The organism is Thermoanaerobacter sp. X514 (assembly GCF_000019065.1).
GTDB classification, from domain to species: domain Bacteria; phylum Bacillota; class Thermoanaerobacteria; order Thermoanaerobacterales; family Thermoanaerobacteraceae; genus Thermoanaerobacter; species Thermoanaerobacter pseudethanolicus.
Window position 1 is genome coordinate 1,156,817 of the sequence record NC_010320.1, and the last position, 18,353, is coordinate 1,175,169.

Consider the following 18,353-nt stretch of genomic DNA (forward strand, 5'->3'; position numbering starts at 1 on the left):
ACCCCTTTTTATAAAGATTTTGTTTATCCAATATAATTATACCATAGATATTTTGCAATTTAATTAAATAAAAGTATAGAAATGTTTTTGCTTGGGTGGAGGCTTCACTTGTATTTTTCTTATAAAAAATATATAATTATAAATAAGAGATAAAATTAAATAACGGTGATGAAGCTCACCTTATTGCCGTGAAGGCTAATGGCTTCTACGCGCTTTCGTAGAAGCCATTTTTGTTTATTTGACAAAAAAGAGAGGATGAGGTTTTTGAAAAATATAAGGGAGGTTGTCCAATATGCAAGGTTATAAAAGACGAAGAAAAAGCCTATTGTGAGCATTTGTTTGAAGATGAGGTTTTAAAAGACCCTGAAATGTATGTCAAAATAAGAGAGACAAATTTTTGCCATTATCATTTGGAATTATTGAATAATTCATATGATAAATTGGGTTTGGCAATCGCATTAAAAGAGAACGTCACTTATAAATTACAGCAAATTACGGAGAAACGAAAATCTTTAAAGAAAAAAAGGAAAAAAGAAACAAAAAACAAATGCCTTGTTTGTGATTATTTAAGTGAAAGAGATAAATACCAAATGCATATATTGATAGATATTTTACAGGCTGATAAAGATTTTGTTGAAAGGCAGTAAAAAGGACCCATATATTGAACAGGTTATTGTTTGGGCTCTTGGAGAGATTGGCGGAGAAGAGTCTCACAGGTTTCTTTTAGAAAACAAAGATAAATTCTCAATTTTAACAAAAAATATCATTGAAAATTCTTTGGAGAAAATTAAAACAAGAGTGGCAAATAAGGAGGATGTGTCCCATTCAAAATATCTACTATAATTGTTGTACACGTGGTTAAATACGTACATTAGCGAGGAAGAAACTAGGTTATTAAATTTATCTATTAATATATCTGGCTCTAATGTTTTTAAGTCACGATTTGAATCTTCCCAAAAGGAAAAGGTAGAACGATTAGTTGAACAAATTAACAAAATAGCAAGATCCAATCTATTATAATATTAATAAGTTTCAAAAATGTCAACCGTATTATAAACGGTTGACATTTTATCAAAAAATTTATGTCAAACGGTTGACATATAAAAATTAATCAAGTATAATAAGAGTAAATCAAAAAAATTTCAAAGAAAGGGGATTGTCATGAAGAGAAAAATTTTATCCATTATGTTGACGTTTGCATTGGTTTTTTCGCTCATGGCAGGCTGTGGTACAAAAAGCAGCGATAATGGAGAAAGTAATAGTACTGCCACGGCAACAAAGACTGTAAAAATTACTTTGCTAAATTCTAAGGGGGAAATTCAGGCTCAATTAGAAGATGCAGCTAAAGCTTTTACAAAAGAAAATCCGAATATTACTGTAGAAGTCATTCCTGCAACAGCCGGTCAGTCACCTTTTGAAAAGGTTACCTCCATGTATGCATCTGGTAATGCACCGACAATGGCAATGTTAGATCCAGGTGATATAGCAAAATTCAAAGATAAATTCTTAGATTTAAGCAGTGAAAAGTGGGTTTCAGATGCAATAGATGGTGCTTTAAATGCAGCTACAGTGGATGGAAAGGTTATAGCGTTTCCGTTTGCTGTTGAAGGATATGGACTTATTTACAACAAGGCTGTACTGGACAAGGCTTATGGTGGAAACTTTGATCCGAGTTCTATAAAGACGAGAGATGCTTTAGAAGAAGCATTTAAAAAAGTAGAAGCAACAGGTGCTAAAGCACTAGAAATTTCTCCAATGGATTGGTCTTTAGGCGCACATTTCCTTTCAATAGCGTATGCGGATCAATCTAAAGATCCTGCTCAAGTAGCTCAATTTTTATCAGACTTAAAAGCGGGAAAAGTTGATTTAGCAAATAATAAAGTTTTTAACGGTTTAATGGATACTTTTGACATGATGAAAAAGTACAACATAGATAAAAATGATCCATTATCTCCGACTTATGATAGAGGACCAGAGCTTATTGGTAAAGGTGAAGTTGGATTTTGGTTTATGGGAAATTGGGCATGGCCACAGATAAAAGAATTTGATACTGCAAATGGACAATACGGCTTTATACCTGTACCAATCAGCAATAACCCAGATGACTATGGTAATTCAGGTATACCTGTAGGTGTAACAAAATTTATCGGCATAGATAAAACACAAAATAGTGCTGAGCAGCAAGATGCAGCTAAGAAATTTTTAGATTGGTTGGTATACAGCTCTACAGGTCAAGACATGCTTGTGAACAAACTTAACATTATACCTGCATTTAAAAATATAACTTTACAACCGCAAGATCCCCTTGCTAAATCTATTTTGCAGTATGTTAAGAGTGGTAATACTTTAGAGTTTATGACTACATTGCCACCTGACCACTGGTCAAAGTTAGGAGCTTCAATGCAAAAGTATTTGGCAGGGAAAATTGACAGAAAAGGCTTGATTGATGAAATAGAAAATTATTGGAAAAATGTTCAATAATACGTAAGATTTGATTGAATAACGGATAGAATGTTATTGTCTATCCGTTATTCAATATAAAAGTGAAGGAGGATATGAGTGTGGAACAAGAAAAAACTTTGTTGGCTAAACTCAAAACGTACTTGATATTTGCAGGACCTACTACCTTTGCTTTTCTCACAGTAATAATACTACCGTTTTTATATGGAATATATTTAACTTTTACTGATTGGAATGGTATTTCTGCTACACATGCTTTTGTAGGTTTTTCAAATTATTTACAAGTATTTAAAGATAAAGTATTTTGGACATCTTTTTTATTGACACTAAAATATGTATTTTTCACAGTAATATTAATTAATGTCATAGCTTTTTTCTTGGCTTATATGTTAACGAGTGGCGTAAAAGGCCAAAATTTCTTTAGAGCAGGGTTTTTTACTCCCAATTTGATAGGCGGAATATTGTTAGGTTTTATATGGCAATTTATTTTTTCAAACATTTTAGTATATTTAGGAAAATCATATAATATACCAATTTTGTCAGGCTCTTGGTTGTCAGATCCTGACAAAGCTTTTTGGGCTTTGGTGATTGTGACAGTCTGGCAGTATACTGGTTATATGATGGTGATATATATTTCAGGTTTTATGAATATACCGAGAGATTTGTTAGAAGCAGCAAGTATAGACGGAGCAAATACTTATCAAAGACTAAAAAATGTGATACTTCCATTAATGGTGCCTTCTTTTACTATAAGTGTTTTTTTGACTTTACAAAGAGGGTTTATGGTTTACGATATAAACTTGGCTTTGACAAATGGAGGACCATATAAAAGCACCGAACTCATATCACTTCACATATATAACACTGCTTTTTTAAGTCAGCAGTATGGTATTGGTCAAGCAGAGGCGTTTTTTCTCTTTTTTGTGGTAGCGGCTGTCACGTTGCTTCAAGTGTATTTTAGCAAAAAGCTGGAGGTGGAAAATTGATGGAAAAGAATAATCGCCTACTTGGTGGAATAAAATTTTTTGCTTTAAGTATTTTTTTGGTACTTTATATATTTCCATTTTTTATAGTTTTAATTAATTCCTTTAAAGAGAGAAAGGAAATACTAGAAAACCCACTCAAGCTTCCGTCGGTGCTGAATTTAAGCAATTACATTGATGCTTTTACAAAAATGAATTATCTACATGCTTTTTTGAATTCTTTGATTATAACTGCTTTTAGTGTATTTTTGATTACATTGCTGTCATCAATGACTGCTTATATTTTTGTAAGAAAAAAGTGGAAATTCAATCAGTTTATGTTCTTTTTTATGGTGGCATCTATGATTATTCCTTTCCAAGGGATAATGATACCCCTTGTAAAAATATATGGTTCTATCGGCATGATGAATAGCAAATGGGCATTGATTTATATGTATGTAGGTTTTGGTGCATCTTTGGCCGTATTTATGTATCACGGTTTTATAAAGAGTATACCATTGGAATTAGAAGAGGCTGCTACTATTGATGGGTGCAGCCAGCTTCAGACTTTCTTTAAAATTGTTTTTCCGCTTTTGAAGCCAGTAACAACAACAATAGCTATATTGGATATTTTGTGGATATGGAATGACTTTCTATTGCCATATTTAGTACTCATGGCGCCAGAGCAGAGAACTTTACCGCTTTCTGTTTTCTATTTTTATGGAACTTACACGATTGAATATGGGCCTGCTATGGCAGCTCTTATGTTAGCTACAATTCCTGTAATAATTGCATATTTACTAATGCAAAAGCAGATTATAGAAGGCGTTTTAAAGGGTTCAATAAAATAAAGGTCTGGAGGTAGTAGAATTGGAATTGAGAAATATAAATGATGCAAATAAGTATATTCAAGCAAATAAGAGTAGATTAAATTTACAGTATAGATTGAAATACCATCTAATGGGTGAATATGGTTGGATTAATGACCCTAATGGATTTATATATTACAAAGGTAATTACCATTTGTTTTATCAGCACAACCCTTATGAAGCAGTTTGGGGTCCAATGCATTGGGGGCATGCGATTAGTAAGGATTTGGTTAAATGGACTTATCTTCCAATAGCGTTAGTGCCGGGAGATGATTTTGACAAAGATGGGTGTTTTTCAGGTAGTGCCATTGAAAAAGACGATATGTTATGTTTACTGTATACTGGACACATATATACAGGACCTGATAAGAGTAAAGATTATAAGCAGGTTCAAAATTTGGCTTACTCGAAAGATGGCATTAATTTCATAAAATACAGTAAAAATCCTGTAATTGGAGAAAAACAAATTCCAGAAGAAGCAAGTAAAAAGGATTTTAGAGACCCTAAAGTTTTTAAAAACGGACAATATTATTACATGATGTTAGGTTCAAATGATGGAAATGGACACGGGCAGGTATTATTGTATAAATCAACAAATTTAAAAGATTGGGATTTTGTAAATATACTTGCGAGAGGGAATGAAAACACAGGTTACAATTGGGAATGTCCTGATTTATTTGAATTAGAGGGCAGGCATGTACTGATGGTATCTGCAGAACATATAAAGACTAGAGGGAATGATTTTAATAGTACTCACTCATCTATATATTTTATTGGAGATTTAGACATAAACAAAGGGATATTTAAGTTTGATATTGATGGTTATCAACAGATTGACTATGGATTTGACTTTTATGCTCCACAAACTACTAGTGATAAATTGGGAAGAAGGCTTATGGTTGCATGGATGGATATGTGGGGGGAAGTTATGCCAACACAGGAAAGAGGCCATAATTGGGCTGGAGCCATGACATTACCAAGGGAAATTTTAATGGTTAATGGTAAATTATATTTTAGGCCGATTAAAGAAATAGAAAACTACAGAAAAAATCATTATAAGCTTATAAACTTAAAGATAGATGGAGAAAAAAACTTAGACACATATGGTGACTGTTATGAACTTGAAGTTGAGTTTGAGGGGGGTAAAGCAGAGGAATTTGGTTTAAAAATAAGAAAAGGAGACAATGAAGAAACTATTTTATCATATAAAAGAGATGAATCATTATTTATATTTGACCGCAATAAATCAGGTATAGGACCTAAAGGAGAAAGGAAAATAAATGTAGCTTTAAAAAATAATAAACTTAAACTCAGAGTATTTGTAGATGTAAGTTCGGTTGAGATATTTATTAATGATTGGGAAAAAGTAATGAGTGGAAGGATATATCCTAGCAAAAATTCGGTAAATATATCTGTATATTCCAAAGGGGAATGCAAAATTAATTATTTAAATAAATGGGATATTGTTGTAGATTAAATTTATTGATAAATTTAAAGTGAGCGTTACCACAGTGTAAAATAAAATCTGTGTGGGGTGATTATAATGTATGATGTTATAGCTTTAGGTGAGTTGCTGATTGATTTTACTCCTGCAGGGTTTTCTGATAATGGAAATACACTATTTGAAATGAATCCTGGGGGAGCACCTGCAAATGTGTTAACTGCTGTTACAAAATTAGGAGGAAAAGGTGCTTTTATAGGTAAAGTAGGTGATGACCAATTTGGATATTTTTTAAAAAAAGTGCTTGAAAATAATCAAATTAACACAGATGGTTTAAAATTTACTACAAAAGCAAATACAACTCTTGCTTTTGTACATCTTGATGACAAAGGAGACAGAAGCTTTACTTTTTATCGAAATCCGGGAGCTGACACAATGTTGGAAGAAGAGGATATTGAACTGGATTTAATAGAAAAAGGAAAAATATTTCATTTTGGGTCTTTATCTATGACAGATGAACCTTCGAGAAGTGCCACATTAAAAGCTATTGAATATGCAAAACAAAATAAAAAAATTATTTCATATGACCCAAATTGGAGACCACCTTTATGGGAAAATGAAACTGTTGCGAAAAAAGAAATGGTTTTGGGATTACAATATGCAGATATAGTGAAATTATCTGAAGACGAACTACAATTTCTGACGGGAGAATCAAACTTGGAATATGGCAGTAAAACATTATTTGATATGGGGATAAAACTAGTTTTAGTAACTTTAGGAGCAAAAGGTTGCTATTATAGACATACATCGGGCACAGGACATATACCTGCATATCGTGTAAATGTGGTAGATACAACAGGAGCTGGAGATGCTTTTTTAGGAGGAGTTCTTTATAATATATCAAAAATAGATTATCCCCTAGATAAATTAAAAACTCAAGAACTCGAAAAAATTATTGACTTTGCTAATGCTACCGGTGGACTATGCACAACTAAAAGAGGAGCAATTCCTGCAATGCCAACATTAGAAGAGGTAAAATATTTACTAGTACATGGTGTAAAATCGTTGTAAAATATGCCATTATGAAGACTTTAATTGTAATTACGATAAAGGTATAATAGAAGAGGAGACAAAAAGTAGTAATAGAAGGTGATAGACATGCCAACTATAAAAGACGTAGCGAAAAAAGCAGGAGTTACTGTTACGACTGTATCAAGGGTCTTAAATAACAGAGGTTATATAAGCGAGGTAACGAGAAAAAAAGTCTATGAGGCGATGAAAGAATTAAATTACCAGCCTAACGAATTAGCAAGGTCCTTATACAGAAAAAAATCCTATTTAATAGGTTTATTAATTCCTAATGTATCACATCCTTTTTTTGCAGAATTGACCGGTTATATAGAATATTATGCTTATCAAGAAGGTTATAAAATTTTGTTGTGCAATTCTGGGCAAGATAGTAGCAAAGAAAAAGGATATATAGATATGCTGAAAAGACATCAAGTTGATGGTATAATTATTGGCAGTCATACCTTAGAAGCAGAGCAATATTTAAATGTGAAACTTCCTATAGTGGCAATTGATAGATATTATTCCAATATACCTTATGTAGCTTCAGACAATTATAAAGGTGGAATTTTGGCTACAAAACTTTTGATACAAAAGGGATGTAAAAAAATCGCTCACATAAGCGGACCATTGATTTTGAATACACCGGCTAATAACCGTTATAAAGCGTTTAAAGAGGTAGCAACACAAGAGAATGTTGAGTATTTTGTTGTAGAAACAAAGTTAAATAGATTTGAAATAGAAGAATATAAAAAAATAGTAAGAGGCCTTTTTAAAGAACATCCAGACATTGATGGTATATTTGCCAGCAGTGACTTAATCGCTGCTTCTGTAATAAGTGTGGCTAAAGAGTTAAATAAAAAAATACCTCAAGATTTGAAAATTGTAGGTTATGATGATATAAATGTTGCTAATTTGGTAGTTCCCTCTTTAACAACCGTAAGACAACCAATTAAAGAAATAGCAAGAAAAGCTATTGAACTGATATTACGCCAAATAGATGGTGAAAAGGTGGAAAAAGAAAATATTTTGCCTATAACTCTGATAGAGAGGGAGACTACGTAATTTTGACCTCTCTTGACTTTTTTATTCAATTAAATGTATAATTTTATGTGCTGGCCTAAATATTGGCTTAAATGGAATATACCCCTGTATGGTATTTTGAAGGTGTAAAAAACTTGTAGCAATACTAGTATGGGGGTGAGAAGATGGAAAATCTACAAGATATAGCACACCAAATCTACCAAAAAACAGGGGTTATGACTTCCTCAAAAGATGTAGAAAAAATATTGTCAGCTGCTGCAGCAACTCCGCATTTTTGGGAGATTATAACCTTATCTCAGAAACCTTTTTCGGTTGTAGCAGAAATGATTGAGATACTACGTCAAAAAAATCTGTTGAAAGTTGAGAAAAATGGAGATATAAAATTTAATTCTAAAGGTTTAGAATATCTTGGGAGTCTTAAAATAGCTCCAAAAAGAACATATACTTGTCACGCGTGTGAAGGACGAGGGATAAACTTTTCTAAATTAGAAGACTTGATCAAAAAATTTGACCAAGTGACAGTAAATCGCCCAAAAGCTATTAGTGATTATGACCAAGGTTTTGTTACGACACAAACAGTGGTGGGCAGAATAGCTCTCATGGCTGAAAGAGGAGATTTAGAGGGGAAAAAGCTTTTAGTTTTAGGTGATGATGACCTTGTAAGTATAGCAGCAGGACTTTCAGGTATGCCAACGGAAATTGTTGTGATGGAAATAGACGATAGACTAGTGGAATACATCAATGAGGTGGCAAATAAATATAATCTGCCTATAAAAGCTATGAAATACGATTTTAGAGACAAACTACCAGAGGAATATGTAGGGTATTTTGATACTTTTATTACTGACCCGCCAGAGACTATAGAAGCTTTGGAAATTTGCATAGGAAGAGGAATTTCTGCTCTTTCCAAAGAAGGGTGTGCGGGGTATTTTGGACTGACGTTGATAGAGGCCTCATTGGAAAAGTGGAATGTTTTCCAGCAAATTTTAGCAAGTAAATTTAAAGTGGTAGTGACAGATATTATCCATAACTTTAATCATTATGTAAATTGGGACTATCTTTTAAATACAGTAGGTAAACAATATGAATTTGTGCAAGTAGAGCCAAAACTTAATTGGTACAGGTCTTCTATGTATCGTATAGAGACCTTAAAAGATTCAAAAGGAATTGAAAATGAATATAAACCTTGTGAATTATACGTAGACGAAGAGGCTTTAATTTACAAAGGAGACAAAGCATAGGCTTCCACACTAATGTGGAGGCCTATATTTATTATTCAGTACAAGCACAAGACAAACTATAAAATCATATATAAGAATGAGTATATAAAATTTTATGAAAAGAGTGATCGCTATGAAAGAAGAAAAAGAAGGATTAAATGCTTATTTGCTTGTAATTATACTTTCGTTGATTCTCTATTTTGGTTTGGGTTATGCAAGACCTGAAGAGCCAGCGATAATAATTTTTCCACTGCCAATAAGATGACATAAAAGTTATAGGGGGAGAAAATACATGTTTTCATCGGATAATTTAGAATCCCAATTGAAAGATTTGCTATTAAAGCTAGGATTAAAGGAAAATAGCGAAGGGGATGGTCAAAAAGGAAATAAGGAGGAGGATAAAAACGAAGAAGGTGGAGAACATCCTGATGTAGATGGAGGGAATGGTGATAAAGGGAATGGGGAAAATGGTGAAAAAGATAACACAGGTGGAAAAGGAGGAGATGAAAAAAAGAAGGGAGTCTTAACCCCTTCACAGATAATGGTTATTTTAGGTATACTTAGCGGAGCTTTGGAACCTATCTCAATAATTGTGGATAGAAATCAAAATGTGCAAATTGTTTTATCAGGTACATTGATAGAAAAAATAGAATCAAAAGAGGATACGCAACCCAAAGAAGGGGATTTTTTAGACAACGTAATAAAAGCTTTGCTTTAAAAAGGTAGTTCAAATGTCATTTTTTAGCGCTTATTACTATGAAGGAGCCTTTGCCAAAGCCATATCTTACAGGTTCTTTTTCTTTTATTTCATCAAGTTTTTTAAAAATGGTCTGTGAGAAATTGAAATTTTTAAATCCTGCTTCGTAAAGCAATTCAACTATTTCACTTGTAGAATAAAACGTTGCTTCTTTGTAAAATAGACTTTTTTCTTTATTTGCTTGATATATTTTGCCAATTGTGCTCTCTCTATCTACAAAACCTATTAAAATTGTACCGTTATTTTTAAGCACTCTAAAACATTCTTTGAAAGATTTTAGCACATCGTCTACAAAACATACAGTCGTCACCATTAAAACAAGGTCAAAAGAGTTGTCTTCAAACGGAAGATTTTCTGCTACTCCATCTACCACATTAAGACCCCGTTCTAAAGCTATTTTTCTCATTTCTGAAGAAGGTTCAACTCCATTTTTTATATTGAGAGGTACCGCGAATCTTCCTGTGCCAATTCCTATTTCTAATCCCTTTACAAATTTCGGCATGAGTAGTTTCACTGCGTCTAATTCCGATTGATAGGCGTATTCATTTTTTTCAAACCATTCTTCATATCTGTCAAAATGTTTTTCAAAAGCAGATATTTTAGGCATATTTTAAGCCCCCTTCTTTTTATTATTTTCTTCCTGGATATGCTTTTTTAAATCAATCTTATTTATCAGTTCATCCTCTGGTAAATTTATTATAGATTATCTCAGTTTTTTTCGAAATAGTCTAAATTTTTATAGTAAACCTTCCATTGATTTCATTATATCATATAACAGAAATATAATGAAAATACGTGAAGAATTAAATCAGGTTTTAAAAATTCAACAATAAAAAGCTTTTTTTGGGTAAAATATTATTGACATAAGTCCATAACAGTGATATTATATAACTAGGTAATGGTCATATGACCAAAATAAAAGAGGAGGGATTGATATGCCAAGAGGAGATGGAACAGGTCCAATGGGATTAGGCCCAAGAACAGGAAGAGGCTTAGGATATTGTTCAGGATATAATGTACCTGGTTATTTAAATCCCGGAGGAGCATACTGGGGATTTGGCAGAGGCTTCGGTTGGTTCGGCAGAGGAAGAGGATTTAGACATATGTACTATTTAACAGGACTTCCTGGTTGGGCAAGAGGATGGTATGGTTATGGGTATCCTCAATATCCTGGCTACAATATAAATGAAAAAGATGTTTTAAGTGCTGAAGCAAAATATTTGGAAGACCAATTAAAATATATAAAAGAAAGATTGGACCAATTAGAGAAAAAAGACGATAAAAAAGAGGAATAATTAGTTTTAAAAGTCGCAGTCACGCAAGTGGCTGCTTATTTTTATGCTTTAATTTGATATAATTTGGCTAAAGTGTTATAGTAAAACAGATTAAGTGCGCTTTTTGTTTAATAAATTTATTGACATATGACAAAAATAATAATATATTAATAAATGTAAGTAACATATGTCAATAATGAAATGGAGGATGCAATATGAAAATAGCTATTTCCTCAGAAGGAAAAACTCTTGAAGCTAAGGTGGATTCAAGATTTGGACGAGCTCAATATTTTATTATAGTTGATAGTGAGACGATGGATTATAAAGTTATTGACAACGCTGCAGTAGCCCAAAGCAGTGGTGCGGGCACTAAAGCGGCACAGACTCTTATAGATGAAGGGGTGCAAGTTCTCATCTCAAGCAATGTAGGACCAAATGCTATGGAAGTATTTAAAGCAGCAGAAATTCCAGTTTATAAAGCAATAGAAGGAGATGTAAAAACAAACATAGAGCTTTTTAAAAATGGAAGCCTTGAAAAGATAACAGAAGCGACAAATCAAGGACATCACCATCATTAAAAGGAGCATTGAAGATGAGAAGAGTCAAGATTTCTGTATTGAGTGGTAAAGGTGGGACAGGAAAAACAACTGTTTCTGTTAACCTTGCCAAAACTTTTAATAATAGCCTGTATGTTGATTGCGATGTAGAAGAGCCTAACGGCTATTTATTTTTAAATCCTCAAATAGAAGATGAAAAAACGGTTGAAGTCATAATACCTGAAATAAACTCCGACAAATGCACATTATGTGGTGAGTGTGTAAAAGCGTGTAGATTTGGAGCTTTGACAAAATTAATCAAAAAAATTCTCGTGTTTGACCACTTATGTCATTCCTGCGGAGCTTGTTTTGAGATGTGTCCTTATGATGCCATAGTAGAAAAATACAAACCTATTGGAACGATAAGGAAGGGCAAAGCCCAAAGCGTAGATTTTATAGACGGAAAATTAAATTATGGAGAAGCGACTGGAGTGCCTATTTTAAAAGAGATTAATAAATTGATTGAGAATGTAGATAAACCTGTAATAGTGGATAGTCCGCCAGGGACTTCCTGCCCAGTTATACATTCTATTGAAGGAAGTGATTTGTGCATTCTGGTTACAGAACCTACCCCTTATGGTCTGCACGACTTTGATTTAGCGGTACAGCTTGTAAAACAGATGGGCATTCCTATGGCCGCTGTCATTAATAAAGCTGGGGAAGGAGACAATATTATCGAGGAATACTGCGAAAAAGAAGGCATAAAAGTTTTAGCGAAGATTCCTTTTAAAAAAGAGTTTGCAGAGGCCTATTCAAAAGGTAAATTGTTGATTGAGGTTAATGAAGAGGTAAAAGGAATATTTGAGAAGTTGACGACTGATGCATTGGGGTTGATAAAAAAATGAAGCAGTTAGCAATTTTAAGCGGGAAAGGTGGTACAGGGAAGACCACAGTTGCCACTACTTTGAGCACCATTGTCAAAAATAAGATTATGGCGGATTGTGACGTAGAAGCTCCTAACCTAAATATAGTTTTGCAAGGAGAAATAATAGAAAAGCAAGACTTTTACGGCAAAGAGACAGCAGTAATTGACAAAGACAAGTGTATTGAATGCGGACTTTGTGAAAGACTTTGCAGGTTTGATGCTATTTCAAATTTTGAGGTAAATCCTTATTATTGTGAAGGTTGTGGCCTTTGCATGTATAAATGCCCTGTTGAAGCGATTAAATTGGTAGAGGAAAAAACAGGCCATGTAGTATATGCCAAGACAAAGTCGGGAGAAAAAGTAGTATATGCAGAGCTTTTTCCTGGAGCAGATGGTTCAGGGAAATTGGTGACAGAGGTGAGAAAGAAGGCGAAGGAAGTAAGTGACGGTAACGATGAGTATTTGATAATTGATGGCACTCCAGGAATAGGATGTCCTGTCCTTGCTTCTGCTACGGGTGCTGATTTGGTATTAATTGTTACAGAACCTACACTTTCTGGTTTTGCTGACATGAAGAGAGTATTGTCAGCGATAGAAAGCTTTAAAGTTCCTTCCGTGGTGTGTGTCAATAAATGGGATTTAAATAAAGAAGTATCACAACAAATAGAAAAATATTGTGAGGAAAACAACATTGTGGTTGTTGGGAAAATAGATTTTGATGAAACAGTTGTAAAAGCTCTAAAAAATTTACAAAGCTTAAGTAGTTATCCTGACAGCACTGCTTACCAGCAAATTTATAAAATGTGGCTTAGGATTAAAGAAATTTTAGATGAAGGGGTGGAAAGTAAATGAAAATTGCTGTTGCTTCAGAAGGCGAAGAAGTTTCAATGCATTGTACGAACATCATCATCACTAAAGAAGGGAGGAGAGAATAATTGGAAATACAAGTGCTTATAGAAAATGTGGCTTTTAATAAAAACTTTGTAGCAGAACATGGATTATCAATTTTAGTAAAAAAAGATGATAAAGAAGTTTTGGTGGATACCGGCCAGAGTGAAAACTTTATAAAAAATTGCGGTTTAATGGGTATAGAGGTAGAAAGAATACAAAAAGTGGTTCTCACCCATGGGCATTATGACCATATTGGTGGGCTCAAAGGTTTGCTTGAAAAGAATCCCAATGTAAAAATATATGCTCATAAGCGGATTTTAGATAAAAAATATGCATTGAGGAAAAATGGAAATATAGATGAGATAGGTTTTAACTTAGCAATTTACAATAAATACAAAAATAATTTTGTGCTAATAGAGGAAGATACAGAAGTAGAAAAAGATTTTTTTGTGATCACAAGCACTGACATAGTTTATGACAATGAATTCACTACTAAGAATTTTTTAATTGAAGAAAAAGGAGAAAAAATAAAGGATAATTTTTTAGATGAGGTTTTTGTGGTAGTAAAAGAGGAAGATGGAATTAATGTAATTACGGGATGTTCCCATGCAGGTATATTAAATATTTTGGGAACGGCAAAAAGGCGTTTTGAAGGAAGTTCTCTCAAGTCATTAATTGGAGGTTTTCATTTAAGAGGTATGCCAGAAGAAGAAATCATAGAAATAGCCAAAAAAATAGATAGCTATGGAATAAAGAAAATATATACAGGTCATTGCACGGGAATAGACGAATATGGAATCCTAAAATCTGTTTTAAAAGACAAACTATCTTATTTAACTACAAGTTCTTCTATTGTTGTTTAAAAGCCCGTTAAATTTAACATAAGTTAAAAAATGGAATTGCCTATATAGACCCTAAGAAGTGCAGAGACTGTGGCAGATGTATTGATATTTGCCCTGTAGGAGCAATTTCATAGAAAAAAGGCTATCGTATATCAATTTAATATTTTTTTACGATAGCCTTTATCTTTTCCAATTGTCCTATTTTGGGATAAAATAAGCTTTTTGATATTTTCAAGGCTATTTACAGCTTCAGAGGGATTGTCAGGTACTTTTCCAGGATAAAGTTTATATAATTTTTTATACTCATCTATACCTATATTTGGCATTATTACATTAGCTCCACACTTTAGTCCTTTAATATAACCTGCTTTGTCTTTAACAGCCAAAGCAGTAGTAGCAGGTATGTTAATGTCAGGCAATAGTAGTCTTGATAAAGCTAACATTTTTAATACAATTTCCACATTGCCGCCTTTTTCCCTTTCTAAAGGTGTGTTTTCGCAAGGTATAAAAGGACCTATTCCTAGCATATCTGCATCTATTTTTTTAAAGAATATGAGGTCTTGTGCCAGCATTTCTAAAGTTTGTCCCGGGAGGCCTACAAGGCTTCCTGTTCCGACTTCATAACCTAATTCTCTTAAATCCATAAGGCACCTTACGCGATTTTCATAACTCATGCCGGGATGTAATTTTTGATAAAGCTCTTTGTTTGTAGTTTCAATGCGAAGTAGATATCTATCGGCTCCTGCTTTTTTTAATTCAGCGTAGTCTTTAGTGGAAAGTTCTCCAATACTTAAAGTTACTGCAATATCTAATTTTTTAATTTCTTCTATTATTTTACATAAAGTAGTTATTTTAAAATATTTATCCTCGCCGCTTTGAAGGACTATTGTTTTTAGTCCAACTGATGCTCCATATTTTACACATTGTAAGATTTCTTCGGGTTCCATTCTGTATCGTTTAATTGTCCTGTTAGGACCTCGAAGGCCACAATAAAAACAAGTATTGCTGCAGTAGTTACTGAATTCTATAAGACCTCTTAAATGTACTTCATCTCCTACATATTTTTTTCTAACTCTATCCGCAGCTTGATAAATCTTGGAAGGGTCTTCTAAAGCTAAAAGTGTCACAAGTTCTTCTTTATCAATGTTGTGATGTGTTTCTAATTTTTCAATTAATTCATCAATATCTTTTTCTTTTATCATGAATATCACTCTCTCTTTCCCTAATTAGTATAAAACAATTGTTAATAAAAAATCAATAAAATTGTTAAACTATTTTCTTAACAAATTTTTGATATTTTATTGACATAAGTTTATTATAATCCTATAATTTACGTAGAGGTACCCTACAGGGTAGGGGGTAGTTTCTAGCAAAATGCAAAATATAGGAGGTAATAGAAGTGATGGAAACTGATGTTTTGGTCATTGGAGGAAGTGCAGGTGGAATTTTAGCAGCTTTATCTGCTAAAAAAACTTACAAAGATAAGAAAGTAACTGTTGTAAGAATGGGAGAACGGGTAATGGTTCCTTGCGGTATCCCGTACATTTTTGGAACATTAAAAGACACATCTAAAAATGTTATACCCGATGCAATGCTTACCAATGCTGGTATTGATTTAATAATAGATGAAGTTCTTTCAATTGATAGGGAAAACAAGAAAGTTAATGCTAAAAAGAGTGGAGAAATTTCCTACAAAAAACTAATTTTAGCGACAGGTTCTTTGCCAATAGTTCCTACTTTTATACCAGGGCATGACTTAGAAAATGTATTTACAATAAAAAAAGACGAAGAATACTTAAAATTTGTTCAGCAAAAGATTAACGAGGCTCAGGATGTTGTAGTAATTGGCGGTGGATTTATTGGTGTTGAAATGGCAGAGCAGGTGCAACTTCTTGGCAAAAATGTAACAATAATTGAGGTTGCTGACAAGCTTTTGTGGCAAGCCTTTGACCATGAATACAGTGATATGGCAGAAGCCACATTAAAAGAACATGGTATAACAATAAAAACAAATACAAAAGTTACAAAACTTGTAGGGGATACAAAAGTAAAAGAAGTTGAATTAGATACAGGTGAAAAAATAAAAGCTGACGTTGTCATATTAGCTATGGGCGTAAAACCAAATACTAAATTAGCTGAAGCTGCAGGTATAAAACTTAATGAAAAAGGAGCAATAACAGTTGATGAATACATGAGAACTAACGATCCAGACATATTCGCCGTTGGTGACTGTGCAGAAAAGAAATGCTTCTTTACAAGAAAGAATGTTCCTATACTTCTTGCCTCTACTGCGGCTAATGAGGCAAAAATTGCAGGTGTAAATGTATTTCAATTAAGATTGGTTAGGGAAAATAAAGGTACAATAAGTGCTTTTTCTACAAAGATATACAATACTGCTTTTGCTGCTGCAGGTCTTACAGAAACGCAAGCAAAAGCTGAAGGCTTTGATATAGTAATCGGAGAATTTAGCACAATGGACAAACATCCTGGAACTTTGCCTAATGCAAAGAGTGTGAAGATAAAATTGATTTTCTCAAGATATTCTGGAGTCATATTAGGAGCTCAAATAGCAGGAGGAGAAAATGTTGGTGAAATGATTAATATTTTAAGTCTTGCAATACAAAAAGGAACAACAGCGTCAGAACTAAATACATTCCAAGTGGCGACACATCCACTACTCACATCTTCTCCTGTGTCATACCCAATAAATTCAGCTGCTTTAGATGCTATGTCAAAGATATGAGAATTTTAAGAATTAAAAAAACAGGCCAAATTTGGTCTGTTTTTTTAATGACTATTGTTTTCGCTATTTTTTCGTGTTATAATTTTTAAAAAAGTAACACCGTATTATACTACTCGTATACATTATACATGGACCGATAATAGTAAAAATTTATTAATGGAGGGGTAATTAGTGTCAAAACAATTAAAAAAATTTAATGGAATAGTTGCTATTTTGTTAGTGATTGTCATTTCTTTGACAGCTTGTAGTAAAGCTTCACAAAATCAATCTCAAACTTCTCAAACTTCCAAGGAAACAGTTCAAACAGTTACAGATTTAGTTGGAAGACAGGTAGAGATAAAGACCCCAGTACATAAAGTTGTAGGGATAGGTCCAGGAGCTTTAAGACTTATAACCTATATAGATGGGATTGATAGAGTCGCAGGAGTAGAAAATATAGAGAAAAAACTTGTAGATGGTAGAACCTACAATATGATTTTTCAAGAGAAATTAGCTCAACTTCCTACTATTGGACAAGGTGGTCCTGATTCTACAGCAGATGCAGAGAAATTAGTTGAAGTAAATCCTGACGTTATTTTTGTGATATCTTTGCTCGACAAAGCCAAAGCTGATGACTTGCAGGCCAAAACAGGAATTCCTGTGGTAGTTTTAAGCTATGGCAAACTCGGGACTTTTGAAGAGGATGTATATACCTCATTAGAGATTATAGGAAAGATTATGGGAAAAGAGGATAGAGCTAAAGAAGTAGTTGACTACATCAAAGGAATTCAAAAAGATTTACAGGACAGGACAAAGGATATACCAGAGGATAAAAAGCCAACCGTTTATATAGGTGCACTAGGATTTAAAGGTGCACACGGTATAGAGAGTACACAAGGGAATTATCCGCCTTTTATGGCTGTAAATGCAAAAAATGTAGCTGATACTTTAGGACAAAAAGGAAGTATCATGATAGAAAGAGAAAAATTATTAGATTGGAATCCTGATATAATATTCATTGATGAAGGGAACTTTGATTTAGTTAAACAAGATTATCAAAAAAATACTGATTTTTATAAAAGTTTGAAGGCTGTTAAAAATGACAATGTATATGGAATTTTACCTTACAACAATTACACTACAAATATTGACACAGCTTTGGTAGATTCCTATTGGGTTGGAAAAGTTCTTTATCCAGAAGCATTTAAAGATATCGATCCTGTAGAAAAGGCAAAAGAAATTTATAGTTTGTTTTTTGGAGATTACGGAAAAAATGTGTATGACAAAATGGAAGAAGTGTATGGGGGTTTTGAAAAAATTAAGTTTTAGAGTATAACATAAT

The 18,353-nt window shown here is 33.2% G+C and carries 21 protein-coding genes and 1 riboswitch; of the genes, 19 read left to right on the forward strand and 2 right to left on the reverse strand.

The window, feature by feature from the left end; translation table 11 throughout:
• The first annotated feature begins 155 nt into the window (after positions 1-155).
• Positions 156-215: riboswitch (Fluoride riboswitch) on the forward strand.
• 87 nt (positions 216-302) lie between these two features.
• The 11 genes from TETH514_RS05665 to TETH514_RS05705 all read left to right on the forward strand — a co-directional run bounded on the left by TETH514_RS05665 (position 303) and on the right by TETH514_RS05705 (position 9,782).
• Positions 303-647: a DUF6062 family protein gene (locus TETH514_RS05665; protein ID WP_232195940.1), complete on the forward strand. Its 345-nt coding sequence runs from the start codon at positions 303-305 to the stop codon at positions 645-647.
• A complete protein-coding gene (locus TETH514_RS12275) occupies positions 634-843 on the forward strand; it encodes a hypothetical protein (RefSeq protein ID WP_013337644.1) in 210 nt (69 codons plus the stop codon). The genes TETH514_RS05665 and TETH514_RS12275 overlap by 14 nt, the downstream gene beginning before the upstream one ends.
• Positions 844-1,161: 318 nt before the next feature.
• Complete coding sequence (locus tag TETH514_RS05670) at positions 1,162-2,481, forward strand: ABC transporter substrate-binding protein (protein ID WP_009052725.1); 1,320 nt, start codon at positions 1,162-1,164, stop codon at positions 2,479-2,481.
• Positions 2,482-2,555: 74 nt separating this feature from the next.
• Positions 2,556-3,446: a carbohydrate ABC transporter permease gene (locus TETH514_RS05675; protein WP_012268656.1), complete on the forward strand. Its 891-nt coding sequence runs from the start codon at positions 2,556-2,558 to the stop codon at positions 3,444-3,446.
• The gene (locus TETH514_RS05680) at positions 3,446-4,273 is read left to right on the forward strand and encodes a carbohydrate ABC transporter permease (RefSeq protein WP_003870827.1); all 828 of its coding nucleotides are present in this window, start codon (positions 3,446-3,448) and stop codon (positions 4,271-4,273) included. The genes TETH514_RS05675 and TETH514_RS05680 overlap by 1 nt, the downstream gene beginning before the upstream one ends.
• A gap of 19 nt (positions 4,274-4,292) precedes the next feature.
• Positions 4,293-5,768, forward strand: coding sequence for a glycoside hydrolase family 32 protein (locus TETH514_RS05685; RefSeq protein WP_003870828.1), 1,476 nt, complete (start codon positions 4,293-4,295; stop codon positions 5,766-5,768).
• Positions 5,769-5,834: 66 nt separating this feature from the next.
• Positions 5,835-6,803 (forward strand): carbohydrate kinase, encoded by a 969-nt coding sequence (locus tag TETH514_RS05690; protein ID WP_003870829.1) that lies wholly within the window; start codon positions 5,835-5,837, stop codon positions 6,801-6,803.
• 87 nt (positions 6,804-6,890) lie between these two features.
• On the forward strand, positions 6,891-7,865 hold the full coding sequence (locus TETH514_RS05695) for a LacI family DNA-binding transcriptional regulator (protein WP_003868037.1): 975 nt from the start codon (positions 6,891-6,893) through the stop codon (positions 7,863-7,865).
• A gap of 143 nt (positions 7,866-8,008) precedes the next feature.
• Entirely contained in the window at positions 8,009-9,085 is a 1,077-nt protein-coding gene (locus TETH514_RS05700; protein WP_009052724.1) for a bis-aminopropyl spermidine synthase family protein, read from the forward strand.
• Positions 9,086-9,179: 94 nt separating this feature from the next.
• Complete coding sequence (locus TETH514_RS12550) at positions 9,180-9,329, forward strand: hypothetical protein (RefSeq protein ID WP_156770523.1); 150 nt, start codon at positions 9,180-9,182, stop codon at positions 9,327-9,329.
• 27 nt (positions 9,330-9,356) lie between these two features.
• Positions 9,357-9,782, forward strand: coding sequence for a hypothetical protein (locus tag TETH514_RS05705; RefSeq protein WP_009052722.1), 426 nt, complete (start codon positions 9,357-9,359; stop codon positions 9,780-9,782).
• A 16-nt stretch (positions 9,783-9,798) separates the two neighbouring features.
• Here TETH514_RS05705 and TETH514_RS05710 read toward each other — a convergent pair whose 3' ends face one another.
• The gene (locus TETH514_RS05710) at positions 9,799-10,428 is read right to left on the reverse strand and encodes a class I SAM-dependent methyltransferase (RefSeq protein WP_003868041.1); all 630 of its coding nucleotides are present in this window, start codon (positions 10,426-10,428) and stop codon (positions 9,799-9,801) included.
• A 328-nt stretch (positions 10,429-10,756) separates the two neighbouring features.
• Between TETH514_RS05710 and TETH514_RS05715 the strand changes: the two genes are divergently transcribed.
• The 6 genes from TETH514_RS05715 (at position 10,757) to TETH514_RS12280 (ending at position 14,423) form a co-directional block, all read left to right on the forward strand.
• The gene (locus TETH514_RS05715; RefSeq protein ID WP_003868042.1) at positions 10,757-11,116 is read left to right on the forward strand and encodes a DUF5320 domain-containing protein; all 360 of its coding nucleotides are present in this window, start codon (positions 10,757-10,759) and stop codon (positions 11,114-11,116) included.
• Between the two features lie 194 nt (positions 11,117-11,310).
• Complete coding sequence (locus TETH514_RS05720; RefSeq protein WP_003868043.1) at positions 11,311-11,673, forward strand: NifB/NifX family molybdenum-iron cluster-binding protein; 363 nt, start codon at positions 11,311-11,313, stop codon at positions 11,671-11,673.
• A 14-nt stretch (positions 11,674-11,687) separates the two neighbouring features.
• The gene (locus TETH514_RS05725; RefSeq protein WP_009052721.1) at positions 11,688-12,536 is read left to right on the forward strand and encodes an ATP-binding protein; all 849 of its coding nucleotides are present in this window, start codon (positions 11,688-11,690) and stop codon (positions 12,534-12,536) included.
• Positions 12,533-13,408: an ATP-binding protein gene (locus tag TETH514_RS05730; RefSeq protein WP_009052720.1), complete on the forward strand. Its 876-nt coding sequence runs from the start codon at positions 12,533-12,535 to the stop codon at positions 13,406-13,408. The genes TETH514_RS05725 and TETH514_RS05730 overlap by 4 nt, the downstream gene beginning before the upstream one ends.
• Before the next feature lie 83 nt (positions 13,409-13,491).
• The gene (locus TETH514_RS05735; RefSeq protein ID WP_003868046.1) at positions 13,492-14,310 is read left to right on the forward strand and encodes an MBL fold metallo-hydrolase; all 819 of its coding nucleotides are present in this window, start codon (positions 13,492-13,494) and stop codon (positions 14,308-14,310) included.
• Positions 14,311-14,345: 35 nt separating this feature from the next.
• Complete coding sequence (locus TETH514_RS12280; protein WP_255345465.1) at positions 14,346-14,423, forward strand: 4Fe-4S binding protein; 78 nt, start codon at positions 14,346-14,348, stop codon at positions 14,421-14,423.
• 18 nt (positions 14,424-14,441) lie between these two features.
• Here TETH514_RS12280 and hydE read toward each other — a convergent pair whose 3' ends face one another.
• Positions 14,442-15,491 carry a [FeFe] hydrogenase H-cluster radical SAM maturase HydE gene (gene hydE / locus TETH514_RS05740; protein ID WP_013337643.1) on the reverse strand — a complete coding sequence of 350 codons (1,050 nt, stop codon included), beginning with the start codon at positions 15,489-15,491 and terminating at the stop codon, positions 14,442-14,444.
• A gap of 200 nt (positions 15,492-15,691) precedes the next feature.
• Between hydE and TETH514_RS05745 the strand changes: the two genes are divergently transcribed.
• Both TETH514_RS05745 and TETH514_RS05750 read left to right on the forward strand, forming a co-directional pair.
• On the forward strand, positions 15,692-17,032 hold the full coding sequence (locus tag TETH514_RS05745) for an FAD-dependent oxidoreductase (protein WP_009052718.1): 1,341 nt from the start codon (positions 15,692-15,694) through the stop codon (positions 17,030-17,032).
• A 171-nt stretch (positions 17,033-17,203) separates the two neighbouring features.
• Complete coding sequence (locus TETH514_RS05750) at positions 17,204-18,340, forward strand: iron ABC transporter substrate-binding protein (RefSeq protein ID WP_003868049.1); 1,137 nt, start codon at positions 17,204-17,206, stop codon at positions 18,338-18,340.
• Positions 18,341-18,353: the final 13 nt, after the last annotated feature.

Bases quoted from the DNA above. Each gene is read 5' to 3' on its own strand.
- TETH514_RS05695 (WP_003868037.1), top strand. From the start codon at position 6,891: ATGCCAACTATAAAAGACGTAGCGAAAAAAGCAGGAGTTACTGTTACG.
- TETH514_RS05715 (WP_003868042.1), top strand. From the start codon at position 10,757: ATGCCAAGAGGAGATGGAACAGGTCCAATGGGATTAGGCCCAAGAACA.
- TETH514_RS05690 (WP_003870829.1), top strand. From the start codon at position 5,835: ATGTATGATGTTATAGCTTTAGGTGAGTTGCTGATTGATTTTACTCCT.
- TETH514_RS05675 (WP_012268656.1), top strand. From the start codon at position 2,556: ATGAGTGTGGAACAAGAAAAAACTTTGTTGGCTAAACTCAAAACGTAC.
- TETH514_RS05730 (WP_009052720.1), top strand. From the start codon at position 12,533: ATGAAGCAGTTAGCAATTTTAAGCGGGAAAGGTGGTACAGGGAAGACC.
- TETH514_RS05720 (WP_003868043.1), top strand. From the start codon at position 11,311: ATGAAAATAGCTATTTCCTCAGAAGGAAAAACTCTTGAAGCTAAGGTG.
- TETH514_RS05705 (WP_009052722.1), top strand. From the start codon at position 9,357: ATGTTTTCATCGGATAATTTAGAATCCCAATTGAAAGATTTGCTATTA.
- TETH514_RS05725 (WP_009052721.1), top strand. From the start codon at position 11,688: ATGAGAAGAGTCAAGATTTCTGTATTGAGTGGTAAAGGTGGGACAGGA.
- TETH514_RS12550 (WP_156770523.1), top strand. From the start codon at position 9,180: ATGAAAAGAGTGATCGCTATGAAAGAAGAAAAAGAAGGATTAAATGCT.
- TETH514_RS05670 (WP_009052725.1), top strand. From the start codon at position 1,162: ATGAAGAGAAAAATTTTATCCATTATGTTGACGTTTGCATTGGTTTTT.
- TETH514_RS05710 (WP_003868041.1), bottom strand. From the start codon at position 10,428: ATGCCTAAAATATCTGCTTTTGAAAAACATTTTGACAGATATGAAGAA.
- TETH514_RS05680 (WP_003870827.1), top strand. From the start codon at position 3,446: ATGGAAAAGAATAATCGCCTACTTGGTGGAATAAAATTTTTTGCTTTA.
- TETH514_RS05745 (WP_009052718.1), top strand. From the start codon at position 15,692: ATGGAAACTGATGTTTTGGTCATTGGAGGAAGTGCAGGTGGAATTTTA.
- hydE (WP_013337643.1), bottom strand. From the start codon at position 15,491: ATGATAAAAGAAAAAGATATTGATGAATTAATTGAAAAATTAGAAACA.
- TETH514_RS05700 (WP_009052724.1), top strand. From the start codon at position 8,009: ATGGAAAATCTACAAGATATAGCACACCAAATCTACCAAAAAACAGGG.